Source organism: Hymenobacter mucosus (genome assembly GCF_900188255.1).
GTDB classification, from domain to species: domain Bacteria; phylum Bacteroidota; class Bacteroidia; order Cytophagales; family Hymenobacteraceae; genus Hymenobacter; species Hymenobacter mucosus.
In genome coordinates, this window is record NZ_FZNS01000007.1 from 172,272 (window position 1) to 190,924 (window position 18,653).

11 protein-coding genes are annotated in these 18,653 nt (G+C 57.9%); 6 read left to right on the top strand and 5 right to left on the bottom strand.

Going from position 1 to position 18,653, the window contains the following annotated elements:
- The first annotated feature begins 72 nt into the window (after positions 1–72).
- Positions 73–1,995 carry a cytochrome-c peroxidase gene (locus CHB83_RS16935; RefSeq protein WP_089333483.1) on the top strand — a complete coding sequence of 641 codons (1,923 nt, stop codon included), beginning with the start codon at positions 73–75 and terminating at the stop codon, positions 1,993–1,995.
- A 173-nt stretch (positions 1,996–2,168) separates the two neighbouring features.
- Positions 2,169–2,870 (top strand): hypothetical protein, encoded by a 702-nt coding sequence (locus CHB83_RS16940; protein WP_143437168.1) that lies wholly within the window; start codon positions 2,169–2,171, stop codon positions 2,868–2,870.
- A gap of 117 nt (positions 2,871–2,987) precedes the next feature.
- On the opposite strand, the gene CHB83_RS16945 is transcribed toward CHB83_RS16940, so the two are convergent.
- From CHB83_RS16945 to CHB83_RS16965, 5 genes are all read right to left on the bottom strand, one after another.
- The gene (locus CHB83_RS16945; protein ID WP_089333485.1) at positions 2,988–6,317 is read right to left on the bottom strand and encodes a S41 family peptidase; all 3,330 of its coding nucleotides are present in this window, start codon (positions 6,315–6,317) and stop codon (positions 2,988–2,990) included.
- A gap of 236 nt (positions 6,318–6,553) precedes the next feature.
- Positions 6,554–8,617, bottom strand: a complete 2,064-nt coding sequence (locus tag CHB83_RS16950) for a beta-galactosidase (protein WP_218823187.1) — start codon at positions 8,615–8,617, stop codon at positions 6,554–6,556.
- 363 nt (positions 8,618–8,980) lie between these two features.
- Complete coding sequence (locus tag CHB83_RS16955; RefSeq protein ID WP_089333486.1) at positions 8,981–9,403, bottom strand: DoxX family protein; 423 nt, start codon at positions 9,401–9,403, stop codon at positions 8,981–8,983.
- Between the two features lie 226 nt (positions 9,404–9,629).
- Complete coding sequence (locus tag CHB83_RS16960; RefSeq protein WP_089333487.1) at positions 9,630–10,544, bottom strand: bestrophin family protein; 915 nt, start codon at positions 10,542–10,544, stop codon at positions 9,630–9,632.
- A gap of 48 nt (positions 10,545–10,592) precedes the next feature.
- Positions 10,593–11,396: a universal stress protein gene (locus CHB83_RS16965; protein WP_089333488.1), complete on the bottom strand. Its 804-nt coding sequence runs from the start codon at positions 11,394–11,396 to the stop codon at positions 10,593–10,595.
- A 329-nt stretch (positions 11,397–11,725) separates the two neighbouring features.
- Between CHB83_RS16965 and CHB83_RS16970 the strand changes: the two genes are divergently transcribed.
- From CHB83_RS16970 to CHB83_RS16985, 4 genes are all read left to right on the top strand, one after another.
- Positions 11,726–12,274 carry an RNA polymerase sigma factor gene (locus CHB83_RS16970; protein ID WP_089333489.1) on the top strand — a complete coding sequence of 183 codons (549 nt, stop codon included), beginning with the start codon at positions 11,726–11,728 and terminating at the stop codon, positions 12,272–12,274.
- Between the two features lie 278 nt (positions 12,275–12,552).
- Positions 12,553–14,205, top strand: coding sequence for an alkaline phosphatase family protein (locus CHB83_RS16975; protein WP_089333490.1), 1,653 nt, complete (start codon positions 12,553–12,555; stop codon positions 14,203–14,205).
- 97 nt (positions 14,206–14,302) lie between these two features.
- Positions 14,303–15,262, top strand: a complete 960-nt coding sequence (locus tag CHB83_RS16980) for a FecR family protein (RefSeq protein WP_143437169.1) — start codon at positions 14,303–14,305, stop codon at positions 15,260–15,262.
- An 88-nt stretch (positions 15,263–15,350) separates the two neighbouring features.
- Positions 15,351–18,644: a SusC/RagA family TonB-linked outer membrane protein gene (locus CHB83_RS16985; protein WP_218823188.1), complete on the top strand. Its 3,294-nt coding sequence runs from the start codon at positions 15,351–15,353 to the stop codon at positions 18,642–18,644.
- Positions 18,645–18,653: the final 9 nt, after the last annotated feature.

The window sequence follows — 18,653 nt, forward strand, 5'->3', positions numbered from 1 at the left end:
GGTTGTCTAGCATCTGGTTGAGCCGTTCCTACCTTCTGGGTGAAAACTAGCCTGGCCGCTTGCCTGTCCCATATGAAATACATCCTGACCGGCCCGCTGGGCCTCTTGCTGATAATACTCATTCTACTAAGCAGTTGCGAGTCCCCAACCACTCAATCTGCTGCTACTACCTCGGCCCCAACTGGGCAAACTACCGAGCAGAAAAACTCCCGTCCCGCCCAGCTAAAGTCGGCCGTGGCTCAGGACCTGGCTGCCCTGCTTCACCTCATCGACGTCAGGCTGCTACCTCTCACCCAGCGGGCAGCCACCCGGCCGGTACCCCTCGACTCGCTACGCCAAGCCTTCCGGCAGTGCCGCTTGGCATACAAGCGGGTAGAGCCCTTTACCGAGTACTTCTTACCCGCCACAAGCCGCCTGGTGAACGGAGCGCCGGTGCCCGAGGTAGAAGTTGAGGAAACGAAGATGTTTGAGCCGGCAGGCTTACAAGTACTTGAGCCCCTGCTCTATCCTGATCCCGCCCCAGTGACAACTGATACGGCAGCCTACCGCGAATTGCGGCGGCAAACGGTGCGCCTGCGGCGGCAGGTACTGTCCTTGCAGCTGCTCTGGGACGAGCAGGAATTTACTGATGCCCACGTGTTTGATGCGCTTCGGCAGCAAGTATTTCGAGTGGTGGCCTTGGGCATCACCGGGTTCGATACCCCACTTAGCGCCGCCGCTTGCTTGCCCGAAGCCGCCGCCGCGCTTTCTGCGCTAGAAAAGCCATTGCGCCTGTACATCAAGGCTCCAAGAGAAGCGGCCCCCAGCTTGATACCTAAGTTACAAGCGGCTAGTGCGTTCTTGCGCCGGCACCCAGATTTTGCGGCCTTCGACCGCATGGCTTTTGTCCGTGAGCATGCCAACCCACTGAGCCGCGGCCTGCTGGCCCTGCAACGGCAACTAGGCATTGAGCCTTTCAGCGGCGAATTGCGGGCGCTACGGCCCGAAACGGCTACCTTGTTCGATTCGAACGTTTTCAACCCGGATTACTACACGGGGAACCGGCAATGGTTCAGCAACCCGGCCAAGGTAGCGCTCGGCCGCCAGTTGTTCTACGACCCTGTTCTGAGCGGAGGAAAAGGGCGCTCCTGTGCTTCGTGTCACCAGCCCGAAAAAGCTTTTACCGATGGGGTGGCCCGTAGCAGTACCCTCACTGGTGGCACGCTGCGTCGAAACACGCCCACCATCCTCAACGCGGCGCTGCAAGCCGGCCAATTCTACGACCTCCGCTCTCCAAATCTGGAAAACCAGGCCGTAGACGTAATCGGCAACCGCGACGAGATGCACGGCTCCTTGGAAACTGCCGTTGGTCAGCTAGCCCGGCAGCCTCGTTACCTAGCCCGCTTCCGGGCGGCCTTCCCAGAAGCGGCCACCGCTCCCGAGCCGGTGGTAAGTCCCGTGCGTATCCAAAATGCGCTGGCAGCTTATGAGCGTAGTCTCGTGCGCCTAAACTCCCCCTTTGACCGCTACGTGCGCGGGGAGAACGGGGCCGAGCTGAGTGCTTCCGCCATTCGGGGCTTCAACTTATACGCTGGCAAAGCCCGTTGCGCCACGTGTCACTTTCTGCCCCTCACCAATGGCACCGTGCCGCCCACCTTCCAGGATTCCGAGGCGGAAGTACTGGGCGTACCCACTCATCCTGGCTCCACCCGGCTTGACCCCGATTTGGGCCGCTACGAGCTAACCAAGCTGGCGCCTTTGCGCAATGCCTTCAAAACCCCAACCTTGCGCAACGTAGCCCTTACCGCTCCCTACATGCACAATGGGCAGTATCGCACCTTAGAGAAAGTGCTGGATTTCTACAACCAAGGCGGCGGAGCGGGTCTGGGCATTGCCATTGAAAACCAAACGTTACCGCCAGACAAGCTGCACCTAACCCGGCAAGAGCTAGCCGATCTGAAAGCCTTCATGCTGGCCCTAACCGATACCACGAACACCCGAGCGCCCGGCAAATAAGGCGGCAAAGTTTGAGCAGGCGGCGCTGGATCGAGTTTAAGGTTAAATTTGTAAGCGCGGGGGCTTTATTCTCCCCGATGAAGAGGCATAGCCGCCAGTCGTTGATATACAAAACGCTGTTACTTCATACTCCTATTTTTATGTTACTGAACAAGATACGCCGTGTTCTACCTTTGTTGCTCTTAACAGCAGCCTGCCAGCAAAAAGAAGATGTGAAGCCCGTAGCGGCCGAAAATGCAGACTGGATTACCCTTGAAATTCCAACCATCCTCTCCGGTGATGAGGCGTATTCCATCGTGGGCGACCTAGATAAAACCCTGCTGGTTTCCACGCGGCAAGGGGTGTACGTAACTTCCGACCAAGGTAAAACGTGGCGTCAGTCACGCAACTTCTATGGCCCAGTAGCCGGATTTCTACCGCGCAACGACACCATTTTTGCTTTAACCATGACGGGTATAAGCCCGCAAGGAGAACTCTTTGCCAGATACGCCGACATGTTTACCGCGGACTGGGGCAAAACCTGGGTGTACTCCCAAAGTGTCTACTCATATCGGGTCTACCCCGAGATGCAGGCATCTAGCAGGCAGGTGCAAGCAGCCGGCATTACGTACCGTACAACGGAAAACACTGAGCCCATTCCCAACTCATCTTCGCGGCTGGTGCTGGCTTCTGACCTATGGCGCGAGCAAGGAACGGCCCGTACGTTGGTGCAGCTTCCTGCCCGGCACTACTTGAAAGGCTTGCACGTAGATGCGCAGCAACGCTTATACGTGGCCGCTTCCGGGTTGCGCTTTGATGTCAAAACCGGCCAGGCTATCAACCCAACTGTGGGGCGGCCCGCCATTGTGTATGTGTCCCGCAGGCCGCTGCCTTAGTAGCCAGTAGCCTTATAACAGGCAGCCCGCGCAACCCTCTTTCTCTTTAACGAGAAAGGGTGTTGCGCGGGCTGCCTGTTATAAGGCTACTACTAGTGGCGCTTCAGGCGGATGGTTTTACGGTTTGGCACGCTCGGGGTGCTGTACGGGAATGAGTAGAGGCTTGAAGGATTGCTTCTTCAGGTCCGCCATGATGACCTCCACGGCTTTGGCTAGCTGGGGGTCGTCGCCGTTTTGAGTGGCGCTGGGTAGTACATCCACTTCAATATCGGGTGCAACGCCCTCATTCTCGATTTCCCACTTACCCTCGGGACTGTAGATGGCAAAGCTAGGCGACGTCACGCTACCCCCATCCATGAGTACAGGGTAGCCCGAAATGCCAACCAAACCGCCCCAGGTACGCTTGCCCACGATGGTGCCTAGCCCCCGCCGCCGGAAGAAAGCGGGTAAGGCATCGCCCCCCGACCCCGCAAACTCGTTTACCAGCATCACCTTAGGTCCGTAGATGGAAGCGCCCGGCGACGTGAAAGCCCGGCCTTCGCGCGGGGCCCAGTAACTCAGCAGGGGCCGGTTGAGCAGGTCCAGAATGTAGTCGGCCACGAAACCGCCCCCATTGAAACGCTCGTCCACAATAACTGCTTCTTTATCCAGCTGGCTGAAATAGTAGCGGTTAAAAAACTCGTAGCCCTCGGCGCTGGTGTTCGGCAGGTACACATAAGCCACGCGGCCCCCGGTCAGTTCGTCCACCTTGCGGCGGTTGCTTTCTACCCAAGCAATGCGGCGCAAGGTTGCTTCGTTGGCAACGGGCACCACCGTTACCTCACGGGCGCCGCGTAGGGTAGGCTGATCGTTCACGGTGAGGGTGATTTGCTTGCCCACCGTGTTTTCGAAAAAGCTATACACGTTATCGGTGGGTCGCAGAGGGCGGTTATTCACGGCCAGTAGATAGTCGCCTGCCCGCACATTCACGCCGGGCCCGGTGAGCGGGGCGCGTAGACCAGGGTTGAAGCTCTCCCCATTGAAGACGCGCTTAAAGCGGTAATGGTCATTCGCAATTTCATAGTCGGCTCCTAGCAACCCCACTGGGCCAGCTTGCATGGCGGGCATATCGCCCCCACTCACGTAGTTGTGGCCTACTACCATCTCCCCCATCATCTCGGCAAACAGGTAGTTAAGGTCGGCACGGTGCGCCACGTGCGGCAGGAAGGAGGCGTACTTCTTCTTGGTAGCGGCCCAGTCGAGGCCGTGCATATTGGCATCGTAAAAGTAATCGCGCTCCAGGCGCCATACCTCGTTGAACATCTGTTCCCACTCGTGGCGCGGGTCAATATAAGAATCGAGGCCAGTGAGGGCTAGCTTGCCATCCGTGGCGGTGGGCTTGCCGGCAGCTTCCACAATCCCGTAAGCGTTGCCAGGGCCCATATATAAGATCTTCTTTCCATCGGCACTGAGGGCGTAGCCCTTTACTTCAGCCATAAATACCTCATCCTTGCGTTCCTTCAGGTCGAAGCGGTGCAGGCGCTGCGCGGGCTCCGGAGTAGTGGCCGTGGGGCCAGCCGGGGCAGTGGCGGGCGTACTTTCCAGGTAGAAAACCTTGTCGCCGTCGGCGGCCTGCACGTCACTCAAATCGCCCACTGCTGAGCCGGGTACTACCAGAATGCGTTGCCGCAGGCCCACGGTATCAATAGACACTTTGATGGCGTCCGGTTTCTTTGGTTTGAGGTCCTTGAGGGCTACTTTGGGAGCGGCGCGGTTGCCTACCGGCTTACCTACTACTACTGAGTCGGGCTTGAGCACGGCGTCTTTCTCCTCGTCGCTTTGCGGAGCGAAGGGAGATGGGTCCTGCTTGTTGAGTACGGCCACGTAAAGTGTGCGTTTGCTCGTGCGGTCGTAGGAGGTCATATCGAGCCAGGTGGTGCGCAAACCCACATCCGTGCTGGCGGAGAAGAACAGGTGCTTCCCGTCGCGACTGAACGCGGGCGCCGTTGCGTCGCTGCGTCCGTCGCTCACGGCAAAGCGCCGCCCGGAGGGCAAGTGGTACACGTACACCGAACGCAGGTGGTTAGGCATCAGCACGGAGTAGGCCAACCATTGCGCATCGGGCGACCACGCAGGAGCCATAACGGCATCATCAAGCAAGGGGCCGAACGCGTCGGTAGCTACCCGCACTGGCTTTTTTGTGGCCAAGTTCAGGTACCAGAGGTTCAGATTTTTATCTGTGTAGGCTATTTTCTTACTGTCCGGCGACCAGAGCGGGTGGTAGTAGAACGAAGGCTTACCCAGCGAGTAGGCCTGAGCGGGCGTAGTGCCCCGTTGGTCTTGCACCAGCAACTGGTACTCGCCCGAGGCATCCGACAGGTACGCAATGCGCGTGCCGTCCGGCGACCAAGCGGGGTACCGCTCGTGCGAGGCGTCGGAGTGGGTTAGGTTGCGGCTCTCGCCTTTCTTGGCTGGCACCGTAAATATGTCGCCGCGGGCTTCCACTACGGCTCGCATACCGGTGGGCGATATGGCCGCCGTGCGCACCATGGGCGCTACATTGCGGTACTGAGGGCGCAGGGCCAGCACTTCGGGCGTGATGCGGATGCTCAGGTCAGTGGTTTTGCCCGAGGTGGTATTGAAAAGGTGTAGCCGCCCGGCTTGCTCGTACACCAGCTCGTCGGCGTAGCCGCTGAGGGCCTTCACGTCGTAGTCGGTATGACGGGTGAGCTGGGCTACCTGCTTGGTTGCCACGTCGTACACAAACACGTTGTTGGTGCGCTGCCGGTCACTGAGAAAATACACCTTGCCGCCCAGCCATAGGGGGCTTGTATCGGTGGCGTTTTCATGCGGAATTTCTTCCGTGGTCAGCGTTTGGAGGTTGGTTAGCCAAATGGGTCCCGTCTGGCCACCGCGGTAATGCTTCCAGGTGCTGGTAGCATTGGTGATGTGAGTATGCGCCAGTTGCTTCCCGTCGGCAGAGTAGCTTCCCTTCTCCCCCATCAGCAAAGGCAAACGGGTAGGCAGGCCCCCAGCTGTTGCTACCGTAAATAGCTGCAACGAACGCGCATAGGCTTCCTGGGAGCTGCTGAACAGGATGCGCTGCCCATCGGGCGTCCAGTCGCGCACGGTCTCCACGGATGGATGCCACGTGAGACGGCGCGGCTGCCCCCCGCTCACGGCCACCACGTATACATCCGAGTTACGGTCGTAGTCGCCGGTGTAAGCAATCCACTGCCCATCGGGCGAGAAGTGCGGACTAGTCTCTACCCCTGGGCCTACCGTTAGCCGCTGCGGGTTGCTACCGTCGCGGTTGGCGGTCCAAATGTCGCCGGCGTAGCTGAAGGCTAGCTTGTTGCGACTAAGAGCGGGCTCACGCAGCAGCATGGTTTCAGCAGCGGGCGACTGAGCCAGCGCGGCACGGCTCAGCAGTGCAGCACAAGCTAGCAAAACGTAGTAGTGGGTCATAAGAAGGCGAAAGGTGAGACAACTAAAAGTAGTAACATCCCGGGAGTAAGCTGCACGAAAATCATGCTTATACCACTGTGTTATCTATTTCTCAGCTCCCAATACGCTTCTTCTAGCAGAGGCCAACAAAATGATGCTACCAGGCTGCCTTCTGATGAGGAAAGCGGCTCCTAAAAAGAGGAGACTACTGCTCCATCCAGAAGGTACTGATATTGATTAGGCAAGGCTAGCCAAGGTTATTTCTCCTCTACAATTTGCACGCCCCAAGGGCCTAGCTGTAGCTCTTGACCCTGGCGCACGGCCATACCAGCTAGCAGTTCCTTGCCCGCGCCGTGGGGGTAGCGTACGGTGCCCGGCGTGGCCGAATAGTTAAAATAGTAGTGCACCTGCTTACGACGTTGGTTAAGGCCGACGCGGGTAATGAGCGGGAACTGCAACTCCTGGTCGATGCCCCACAGGTTGGCCTTCTTCACGGCGTCGGTCACCAGCTTATCCACTACCGCGTCGGTGGTGTGGCAGCCCACGTAGGTAGCCAAGCCTTTACCGTACTGGTTTTCCGTAATGGCCGCGTACTGCCCCCAAGCCGGGTGCTCGTAGCGGGCCAGTACTTTGGCGGTGGTTGGCGTGAGCAGCTCTATCCAATTCGTCACCTGGCCCTTGTCGGCGGGGTAAGCATCGCTCTGCAGGCCTACTCCGCTGGGGGTGGTAAAGAGGCTATAGGTTACGCCGCACACCTTACTCAGGCCGCCCGGCTGCATGGAGCTGCGCACCTGCACATGCTCATCGGAAAAGCCGCTGCGGTAGGTCACGAGCAGGTGGCCGCCTTGCTGCACGTACTGGTCGAGGCGGGCTAGTAAGCTCGCGGGCGCGGCGTACAGCATGGGCACAATCAGCAGGGAATACTGGTTTAGGTTGGGGCTGCTGGGGTCCACTAGGTCGCAGCCCACATTGTGGCGGTAGAGCGGGTCGTAGAAGGAGCGCAACACCTCGTTATAGTCCAGGCCGTTGCGAAACCAGCCTTCGGCCGTTAGGGCTTCGTTGCTGAAGAGAATGGCTACCTTGTTGGTTTTCTTTAAGTTAAGCAGGTTGGAACTCAGGCGCTGAAAGTCCCGCCCAATGGTTTTGGCCTCGTCGTAAACCGGGTTGGGCTGAAAATCCTGGCTGAGCAATCCTTTCCAGTAGGTTTCGAAGGAGTTGTGGGTGGAATGCCAATGCCAATACTCCACCATGTTGGCTCCCGAAGCCAGGTGGCTGAAGGCCTGCAAGCGCAGCTGACCGGGGTAGGGCACCCACTGCGGAAATCCCTGGGCTTCAGTTTCGAGAACCAGGTAGTTCTGCCCCCCTTTCATGGAGCGGGTCACGTCGCCGCCGAAGGCAATTTCAGTGCCCGTGAGCTGGTCCTGGCTGGGGTGGTAAATGTCAATACCCGCCACATCGAGTGCCTTGGCTGCGGCAAAGTGGTCCACTTCGGGCTGAATGCCGAAGGAGTGGCCGCGCCAACCCAGGTCAAAGTTTTGGGTAATGAATTGGTCGGGCTTCTTGTATTCGCGCACTAAGGCAGCCTGCCAAGCCAGGAAGTCGGTGACGAGCTGGCGCTGAAACCGGTTGAACTCGCTTCCCAACCCCGCGTTGATGGTACCTACCATGGAAGGAAAATCCTCCCAGGCGTTGATGCGGTTGCTCCAGTAATCGAGCCCGTAGGCTTTGTTCAGCGCGTCCAACGACGAAAACTTGCGCTGCATGTACTGCACAAACTGCTTTTGCACAGCGGGCCCAGCCGTACCATAAGCCTTGGTTTCGTTATCCACCTGATAGCCGATGATGGCCGGGTGGTCCTTCACGTGGCCCAGCAGCGCCCGAATCACCGCCTCGGCGTGGCGGCGGTAGTCGGGGTTGCTGATGTCCATATTTTGGCGCGGGCCATACTGGTTTTGCCCGTGATTCGTGACAGCTAGCACATCGGGGTACTTGCGCACCAGCCAAGTAGGTACGGCGTACGTGGGCGTACCGATGATGACCCGGATGCCGGCTTTGTGCATGGCATTAAGCACCCGATCCACGTGCGAGAAATCGAACTTGCCTTCCTGAGGCTCCAGCGTACTCCACGTCGATTCGGCAATGCGCACCACATTAATGCCGGCCGCCTTCATCATCTGCACATCCTGGGCGAGGCGGTCGTAGGGCATGTACTCATCATAGTACGCCACGCCGTAGAGGAGCTTGTCTTGCTTGGGCGCTTGGGCCAGCACCCGGCCAAAAGACAAGGCAAGTAAAAGAAGCGCAGGAAGGAGCTTGTGCATTTGCGAAAAGAAAGTAGCCGGGTACGGTAGCGTAAAACAAGTTCGCAGGCGGTATAAAAGACCATCCATCTCGCCTGCCTTGCTTTGGCAGAGCAATACTATCAACGCTACGCCGCCCAAAGGGCGAAAAATTCGGCAACTAGGGTAGGTGTTTTATTCATTGCTGAGTTCTCCATAGAATGAAGCGCATACCTCTACCCATGAGCTCACGCCTTGCAGCTGACGCGAGACCTTATTGTATTCCGAATAACTGCTACTTAGGTACACTTTCGACTACCGCTGCCGTGAATTAAGCAAGTAGGGTCGCTGAGACGAGGCCTGCACATGCTCACCAACCTCTGCACTACCACTTAGTACCAATGCCTACTGCGCTGGCTGCCGCAAGGCCTTCAGTGCGCCCGTAGACCACAGCGCCCAGCCCATGAGTACGGGCTGAAAGAACAGCCGCGCCAACCGCTTGCCGTCCGAGTCAAGCCCGAAGGCGCTGATATGGTGGGTGTACTGATGCACGTTGCCAGGAAATACCATCCCGTAGAACGTAGCCAAGCCCAGGCCCATGGGCACTCTGCGCTTCTTGGCAAGTAGCAACGATAAGCCAAGGCCTATTTCGACTACGCCCGAAAGCAGCACTACTATGTCCTTATCCATGGGAACCCAATCGGGCACTTGTGCCTGAAAGGCGCGGCGGGCAAAGGTGAGGTGGCCTGTGCCAGCGCCTACCATAAAGGTAGCCAGCACCACGCGCCCAACGTCTTGCAGGGTTGTTGTCTGTGTTGTGTATGACATAGCGAGCAAGCAGGAAATGGTCCTGCTGCCCCTACCTACGGCCAATTGAGTAGTAAAGTATACAGTGGCCCTGTAGCAGCACGTACTGCCAAGCTAGCATTCCCGCTCAACTTACGTTGGCGCAGTACTACGGATACTGAAACAGCCGCCTGGAATTCTCAGGCGGCTGTTTCAGTATCCGTAGTATGTAGTGTCCAGGAAAAGGCAGGCACTGCCTTACCGGCTATTAGAGCACGTAGAAGGTACTTTCGGCTGGGGCGGGCTCCCGCACCACGCGCTTTTCGCCTACCATCTGCTTGAGGTTGCCTTCAATGGTTTGGGCAATGGCAGTTACTGGGGTGTCGGTGGGCTTGCTTTCAAAGGGGTCCTGCAAGTGAATAGCCATTTTCTCGATTAGGAAAAAGGCGGAAGAAATGGCCACTACCATCAGGACTTCCAGCATGCCGAACACCTCTAGCAGGGCGAAGGGCAGCAGCAACACGAAGAAGAACAAACAGAAGTGAATGTACAAGGTGTAGGTAGCCGGAAACACCGTGTTCTTAATTCGCTCGCACCGGCCCATAGAGTCGGTGAGCTTAGTGAGGATGCCTTCCATTTCCACTTGCTGATAGGCATTGATCCAGCCTTCGCGCAACGCAAACCGCAGGTCTTGGGCGTGCAGTTGCAGCAAGGCGTTGGGCACGTTGTCGTGTTTGCCCACAAAGGCTATATCATCCGGCGTGAGAAACATGCGGATTTTCTCAATGTCCATTTTCTTGCGCAGCGACATTCCCACGCTGTAGGCCCAGGCAATTTGACGGTCGGTGAGGCGCTTTACCCACTCCGCAGCTTCTTCCGAGCCGTAGGGGGCTTCCGTGAAACATAGCACTTGGCGGATTAAGGAACGAGAGTCGTTTACGATGGCTCCCCAGGCAATGCGGGCTTCCCACCACCGGTCGTAGGCTTGGTTTGACTTGAAGGCCAGCAGCAACGACAGCACGGTACCCAGCACCATGGGCACGCTCAGGGGAAGGGTCACCTCCATCACGTGCAAGAGCTTATCTTCCAATGCAATGAGCGAGGCGTACACGAATACAAACAAGACTTCCCATTTTATCTTACCAAACACGTAGGAAAGTGGGATTTTCGTCTTCAACAACATAACGGGGGCAGAAAAAGAAGGGGAGAAATAGGAGATGGTCCGCGCCGCTTAGGCGACGGATAGGCAGGGTACTTTTGTGGCGCTGGCCCGCTCACTGCTACTGGCTTTTTGGCCCAAGCGCAGGTGGTCGAGCATACTTTTCTTTTTGCAGTTGACCACTAAGTCAACTTCGAACTTCTTGATAAACGCGACAATACCTTGGGTAAAGTTGCGCTGTGGCACCACCTGGCCCGAATCCGCTACTTTCGCCAGCATGGGCGAAGCGTGTAGCCGGCTTAGGGCCTGAGTGAGCGCATCGGTGCTAAAGCCAGGCTTGGTTACTAGCAGGAAGCTGACGCCGCACTCCCTCCGCCGCCGCAACTCAATGAGCTCTTGGTTGGGAAGCAAACCGTTTTTTGCTTCTACGTCTAGCACGAAGACAATTCGGCGCAAGCAGTTTGGGACGGAAAATCCGGGACCATACGGGACCGGCAACAGAACATCTTGCAGCAGTTTGCTACGGAAGCTCAGGGCTGCGGTATTGTGGCTGCACGAAATGGTACTCAAGACCAGGTCAATCTGCTCCTCTAGAACGTGTTTTGTGATGTATGAAGAGTCTTTGCCGTGCAGGCGCGCAATTTCAAGGCCCTCAATCCCGCTAAAGTTCAATTTTTGCAGCTGCTCAATGGCGCTGCTAAACTCTGCATCGGGCTGCTGAGAGGAAAGGGGTAGTAGGTCGGTGCTGGTGGTGGAAACGGGCGCTACGTACAGAAGAATGACATAACAGCTTTGCTCCTGCACCAGATTCAGCGCGCAACGAATCAGGTGCAAAGAGTACAGCGTCAGGTCAGTTGGCAGCAACATTTTCTTCATGCGCCTTTCTAGTTTTATTCCAATTTGTGTCTTTTTTACAAGTACAAAGCAAACTCACAATTATTAAAGTGATATTAATACTGAATTATAACGACGTTAAAAGCAGACTCTAGGGAGCCATAAGCTGAACTGTAAACGCATGCTGTTCGGCACATCTGTGTCTTCTAAAAGGGGCCCTTTCTGGTAGCTTCTTACCACCCGAAACACTGGCGTGCAGTCAGCACGGTGTTTTATCAATTTATTACCATCGGGTAAAGCTTGTGTGATATCTGCTCGTCCGCCATTCTATCGTATAACCAGCCTTCTACTTTTGGCGCAAAGAATGCGCTGTGGCTACTGACAATTTACTTGAGCTGCTGGAGCGAATCCGCACCAACGACTACCAAGCCTTCGAGCTGCTGTTTGAGGAGCAGTGGCGTGCCCTTTACCGCTACGCGCACAAAGTCCTGCGCAATGCTTCCGATGCGGAAGACATTACCCAGGAGCTGTTCTGCGACCTGTGGGCGAATCGGGCCCAGTTGCATGTGCAAAGCAACGCGGCCGGCTACCTCTTGGGGGCCTTGCGCAAAAAGATCCTGACCCGTTTTCGCGACGCGGATATTCGCAGCCGCCACTTACAGCACTATGGCGCCATTCAGGAAGCCAGCGCCGAGCTGACGCTGCGGCACTTGGTTAGCCACGATACGCTGGCGGCCGTGCAGGCGCGGGCTCAGGAATTGCCCCCGAAGGAGAAAGAAGTGTTTTTGCTGGGTATGCTGCACGACTTTTCAGTGAAGGAAATAGCTGAGCGCTTTGCTACGTCGGAGCAAACGGTACGCAACCAAATGAACAGCGCCCTGCACAAACTCTCGCCCTTCTTGGTCAAGCTGTTAAGCTAATCTGAGTCCGCCACAACGAGGAACGCTATGTTACCTATTCGTTAAATAGTAGGGTAGCAATGGTTGAGGAAGTGCCCATCTGCAACTAGCTAAGTGTAGGTGGCAGCCCCGGCCGGGAAAGCACATAGCCCGCCATCTACCAGCCGCCCGGCGGCTACCTCCAGCGTCCGCCCTCTTCCGGTGGGTTGCTTTCGGCAGTACCCCTACTGCGCCTTTTCTTCTTTCCTGCTTCGGTACTCGGGCGGACTTTTTCCGTGCGGTAGTGCCTCATCTTGTGTATGTTTCGAAAAATTCTGCTTTCCGCACTTCTACTGGGTAGTGCGCCAGGTCTGCTCGCTCAGGGCACCAAGAAACCTAAGCTACTGGTAGGCATCATGGTTGACCAAATGCGGGCCGACTACCTCCCCCGCTTCTACGACCAGATGGGCAATGATGGCTTTAAACGCCTGCTGCGCGAGGGGTTTCAGTGCCGCAACACCCACTACAACTACGTACCTACCGTCACGGGGCCCGGCCATGCCTCCGTGTACACGGGCACCACGCCCCGCTACCACGGCGTGGTGGGCAACTCCTGGTACGACCGCAGCCTACGCCGCGACGTGTATTGCACCGACGACACAACGGTGCAGCTGGTGGGCACACCCAAAGGCATGGGCGTTTCGGCTCGCAACCAAGTGAGCACCACCCTGGGCGACGAAATGAAGATGGTGTCGAACGGGCGCAGCAAGGTGGTGGCGTTGTCACTGAAGGACCGTGCCTCGGCTCTACCGGCTGGCCATATGGCCGATGGGGCGTTCTGGTTTGACATGAACACTGGCGACTTTATTTCGAGTACCTACTACATGCCCGCCCTGCCCAAGTGGGTAGCCGATTTTAACGCCCAAAAGAAGGCCGACTACTACCGCCAGCAAACCTGGACGCCTCTTCGCGGCCCGGAGGCCTACCTCAATAGCGTAGCCGATTCTAACTCCTTTGAGCGCATTTTCAAGGGTAAAACGGCGGCTACGTTTCCTTACGAACTCAGCAAGATAGCCCCACTGAACCCGCCAGCGTACGAGGCCGTCAATATCTCGCCCTTCGGCAACAACTTACTCACGGACCTGGCTCTGACTGCCTTGGCTAACACCGACTTGGGCCGCGACGATGTGCCGGACTTGCTGGCTATCAGCTACTCCAGCCCCGACCCGGTGGGCCACACGTTCGGGCCGCTTTCTAAGGAAGAGAACGACCTCTACCTACGCCTCGACCTAGAGATTGCACGCCTCCTGCAAGCTCTCGACAAAACTGTGGGCAAAGGCAACTACACCATTTTCTTGACTGCGGACCATGGCGCCAGTGAGGTGCCCAAGTACCTGGCTCAGCACCACGCACCCGGCGGCGCCCAGACGCACGCCACGCTTAACAAAGGGGCCGCTGACTACCTCGTGGAGCAACTCGGGCCGGGCCAGTGGCTTGAGACGGAGCGCAACAACATGTACTACCTCAACCGCCCCCTCATTGCCAGCCGCAAGCTAGAACTGGCCCGTGTGCAGAACCTCCTGGCCGACTACCTGCGCAGCCAGCCCGGTATTGCTCAGGTGAATACCACCGCCCAGCTGCTTACAAGCAGCACAGGGGCTTTCCTTGAAACCAAGCTGCAGAACGGCCTCTACTACCAGCGCTTCGGCGATGTACGCTTTGAGCTGGCACCCGGCTGGACTTGGGAGCTAGGGGTGGGCGCCACCCACGGCTCGGGCTACCTCTACGACAGCCACGTACCGTTGCTGTGGTTCGGAGCTGGCATTACACCCGGCATCAGCTACCAGTACCACGCCATCACCGACATTGCCCCCACGGCTGCCATGCTGGTAGAAAGCAAGCTGCCCAGCGCTTGTACCGGCCAGCCCATTGTGGAAATGCTCAGCCCCGCACCCATCAAAAAGCGCCGCTAGCGTGCCCCTACGCTAAGTATCCTACCTCGTCAATATTACGCTTTCGTTACATCAAGCACCGCGGATGGTTACTTCCGCGGGCTTGTGCAACTCTGTTATGAAGCCCTCGAATTCCCGATTCCACCAGCTGCCCTCCCGCCTGCAACGCTACCTCCGAAGCCGCCTTGCTTCGCAGCAGTCCGAGCAGCAACGGGGGCAGTGGTTGGATGACCTGGCAGCTGCTACCCCAGACGATGACGTGCTCATCAATCGGGAGTTGGAGGCGGCGCGGCGGGCACGGATTCTGGCGGGAATCTATGCCCGTACGCAGCCTTCGGTGCGGGTTTTTCAGCTGTGGCCGGCCCTGCAACTAGCCGCGGTGCTGGTTCCGTTGCTAATAGTAGGGGCCGTGCTGTGGCTGCCGCTAGGGCCGCCGCGGGTGTTGTGCTACGCTACAGGCGTGGGGGAACACCGCGAAGTGGTACTGCCCGACAAAAGCCACGTGTGGTTGCGGCCCCGGTCGGAGCTGACGTGTGCGGCCTCCTTTGGGGCCGTGCGCGACGTGCAACTGCGTGGGGAGGCATTTTTTGCCGTCACGAAAAACCCCGCGCAGCCTTTCGTGGTGCACACCCCCAAAGTGACGGTGCGGGTGCTGGGCACGTCCTTTCTGGTGAAGGCCTATCCACAGCTTTCTATTACTACCGTGCACGTGCGCACCGGCCGGGTACAGGTAGCCCGCCAAGACACCTTACTAGGCCTACTCCGGCCGCACGATCAGCTCGTGTATACCTCGCACAACCAACAGGTTAAACTTTCAAGCAACGAATTCGACGATACTCTTCCCAGCAGCCGCATGCTAACCTTCGAGCAGGCTTCTTTACCCGAGATTTTGCTTTTGCTGGAAAACTACTACCCTATCCGCTTTACCCTGCGCCGCGACGCTCCCACCGTGGCCCTGACTGGCACCCTGGACCCTGCGCTTTCTGCCGACCAGGTCACCGACGTGCTTAATGTGCTTTTACAACGCCATCATCTCCGCATTACCAAGCGCAGTACCGCTACCTACCAGGTAGAATAACGCCGGCTGCCGGCTCCTTCTGTCCTTCCTCTTTCAAGACCAGGCTTTTGGCCTGCCGGGCAGCGCCTTGCCCAAACGCTACCACCGTATGATGCACCTACACTCCTCGACTACCGGCCGCTCGTACGGCCGCAACCTTCTGCTAGCCAGCGCCGTGCTATTGACTGGCATGAGCATACCCCAGCAAAGCCTGGCTCAAAAAGCCAACGCTGAAGTAGCCTACTTCGCTGTGCAAACCGGCACCCTCTCCACGGCCTTGCAGCACCTGCAGCGCCAAGCTGGCGTGAACATCGTGTACGAGGCCAACGACCTAAAGGAGTCCAAGGTGGAGGCAGCCGAGTTTCGGGGCGCCAAGGTGGGCGAAATTCTGCGCCAACTGCTGCGCAACAAGCCCTTGCGCTTCGAGGAAAAGCAGGGCGTCATTATCCTACAGCCTGCTCCTGCTACGCCAGTGGGCAGTCAGGGCCGCCGCGCCGCTCAGGAAGTAAAAGGCAAAGTTACCGACACCAGCACCGGCACGGCCCTACCTGGCGTGACGGTGCTCGTGAAAGGCACTACCATTGGGGCAGTAACCAACTCGGAGGGCTTGTTTACGCTGGCCGTACCCGCAGACGCAACTACCCTGGTGTTCTCATTCGTGGGCTACGTGGCCAAGGAAGTGACCATTGGCAACCAGACCAGCATCGACGTAGCCTTAGCTCAAGATAACAAGCTGCTCAACGACGTAGTGGTAATTGGCTATGGCTCAGCCAAAAAGGGCGAAGTCACCAGCTCCATCACTAACGTCGACCCACGCGAGTTCAACCGCGGCGTAGTAGCCACGCCCGACCAGATCTTGCAAGGCAAGGTGGCCGGCCTGAACATCACCCGCAGCGGCGACCCGAACGCCACGGCGTCGGTGGTACTGCGTGGGGCTTCGTCGTTGCGCACGGGGCAGGCCCAGGAGCCTTTTTACGTGATTGACGGCGTGCCCGCGGCGTCCATCAACCTGGTGGCGCCCGACGATATTGTGAGCATCGACGTGCTGAAAGACGCCTCGGCCACCGCCATTTACGGCGCACGGGCGGCCAATGGGGTTATTATCATCACCACGCGCCGGCAGAAGCCTAATGCGGCCGTGTCGTACAGCGGCTACGTGGGTGTGGAGCAGGTGTCGAACACGATTGACATGCTTTCGGGCGATGAGCTGCGCAACTACCTAGAGTCCAACAGCAAGAGCCTCAGTCCCGCCGACAACGACGAGGGTACCAACACCGACTGGCAAAAAGAGGTGATGCGCACCGGCATCAGCCACAACCATACGATTTCCTACGGCGGTGGCTCGGAGAAGTCGGCCTTCAACGCCAGTGTCAACTACTTCAAACGCCAGGGCGTGATGAAGACGTCCGACAGCGAGCGGGTCATCGGCAAGATTAACCTCGATCAGAAAACGCTGAAGGACAAGCTGCAACTTCGCTTCACGCTGACCAACTCCTTGCTCAAGCAGAACCTGATTTCGGACCTGGTGTACCGCAACATGTTCACGCACTTGCCCACCACCAACATCCAGAACCCCGACGGCACCTACAAAGAAAACCTGACCCGCACCCAGTACTACAACCCGGTGGCGCTGCTAGAGCAGAACAGCGAGGAGCGCAAGATCAACACCTTGCTCGGCAACGCCAGCGCCCAGCTCACCATTCTGCCTAACCTGACCAACACGCTCAGCTTGTCGATGCAGAACGAGTCGGTGAAGGGTGGGGCCTATCAGGGTCGTGAGTCGCCAGTGCCGAACAGCAACAACGTGACGGGCCTAGCGGCTCGCGGCCTAGCCCGGCGCTACAGCCTGGAGAACACCCGCAAGATTCTGGAGAACTACCTGACCTATAACCCCCTGAACAACGCCACCCACGATCTGAAAGTGCTGGTGGGCTACTCGTGGCAGGAAGACAAAAACGGCGACGGTTTCCAAACAGACACCCGCGGCTTCGTGTCGGACCAGCTGGGCTACAACAACCTAGGACTAGGCAACCCCAATGGCGTGACGCCGAACTACGACGCGGCCATTGCCGGCTACAGCCTAGGTATCTCGACGCTGCGCCTGATCTCGTTGTACTCGCGGGTGAACTACGGCCTCAAGGACCGCTACTTTCTGCAAGTGTCGGTGCGGCGCGATGGGTCGTCGGCATTCGGGCAGAACAACCGGTGGGGCACTTTCCCGGCGGCTTCCTTTGCCTGGAACATCGCACGCGAAGACTTTCTGGCGGGTCAAAGCAAGCTCAACGAGTTGAAGCTGCGCGTCGGCTACGGCATTACTGGCAACTCCCTTGGCTTCGACCCGCTGATTGCCACCCAGCGCTATAGCAGCGTGGGCACCTTCTACTACAACGGCAGCTTCATCAAAGCCATCGGCCCGACGCAGAATCCCAACCCAGACTTGAAGTGGGAATCGACGGCTATGCTGAACGTGGGCGTGGACTTTGGCTTATTCGACAATCGCCTCAGCGGCACGGTGGAGTACTACGACAAGCGCACTTCCGACCTGATCTGGAACTACCCGGTTTCGACGACTCAGTACTTCGTGAATACGCTCTACGCCAACGTGGGCGAAATCAGCAACAAGGGCGTGGAGCTGACCTTGAATGCTACCCCAGTGCAAACCGCTGACTTTCAGTGGAACCTGAGCGGTACCCTCGCCCACAACGTGAACAAGGTGGAAAAGCTAGCTAACGAGCAGTTCCGCCTCGATCAGGTGTACACGGCTTACCCCGGCGGCTCGGGCCAGAGCGGCATTTCGACTCAAATTGTGAAAACGGGCTACCCCATTGGGCAGTTCTTTATGCCCGAGTACGCAGGGCGCGACGAGGCGGGCCTTTCCCTCTTCTACAAGGCCGATGGCACCACCACCGGCTCACCAGCCCTAGCCGACTACAAGTATCAGGGCAACGCTCAGCCTACCTTGCTCTACGGCCTGAGCAACACGCTGAGCTGGAAAAGCCTGGATCTGAACTTCTTCTTGCGGGGCGTGACGGGCAACAAGATCCTAAACGCGACCCTCGCCAACCTGAACATTCCGGCCCAATCGACGGCCAACAACCTGCCGGCTTTCTCCCTAAACGAGCCCTACGGTGACAACCGCGCCAACTACTACTCTAACCGCTACCTCGAAAGCGGCGCCTACCTGCGCCTCGACAACGTGACGCTGGGCTACAATCTGCCCATCAAGAACGAGTACGTGAAGCGGGCCCGCGTGTACCTGACGAGCCAGAACCTGTTCACCATCACCAAGTACCGCGGCATCGACCCGGAGATGAACCTAGGTGGCCTCACGCCCGGCCTCGACAACAACAACTTCTACCCCAAAACCCGCTCCTACGTGCTGGGCGTGAACCTAGAATTTTAAGCTTCTGCC

Bases quoted from the DNA above. Each gene is read 5' to 3' on its own strand.
- CHB83_RS16935 (WP_089333483.1), top strand. From the start codon at position 73: ATGAAATACATCCTGACCGGCCCGCTGGGCCTCTTGCTGATAATACTC.
- CHB83_RS16945 (WP_089333485.1), bottom strand. From the start codon at position 6,317: ATGACCCACTACTACGTTTTGCTAGCTTGTGCTGCACTGCTGAGCCGT.
- CHB83_RS16950 (WP_218823187.1), bottom strand. From the start codon at position 8,617: ATGCACAAGCTCCTTCCTGCGCTTCTTTTACTTGCCTTGTCTTTTGGC.
- CHB83_RS16955 (WP_089333486.1), bottom strand. From the start codon at position 9,403: ATGTCATACACAACACAGACAACAACCCTGCAAGACGTTGGGCGCGTG.
- CHB83_RS16960 (WP_089333487.1), bottom strand. From the start codon at position 10,544: ATGTTGTTGAAGACGAAAATCCCACTTTCCTACGTGTTTGGTAAGATA.
- CHB83_RS16965 (WP_089333488.1), bottom strand. From the start codon at position 11,396: ATGAAGAAAATGTTGCTGCCAACTGACCTGACGCTGTACTCTTTGCAC.
- CHB83_RS16975 (WP_089333490.1), top strand. From the start codon at position 12,553: ATGTTTCGAAAAATTCTGCTTTCCGCACTTCTACTGGGTAGTGCGCCA.
- CHB83_RS16980 (WP_143437169.1), top strand. From the start codon at position 14,303: ATGAAGCCCTCGAATTCCCGATTCCACCAGCTGCCCTCCCGCCTGCAA.
- CHB83_RS16985 (WP_218823188.1), top strand. From the start codon at position 15,351: ATGATGCACCTACACTCCTCGACTACCGGCCGCTCGTACGGCCGCAAC.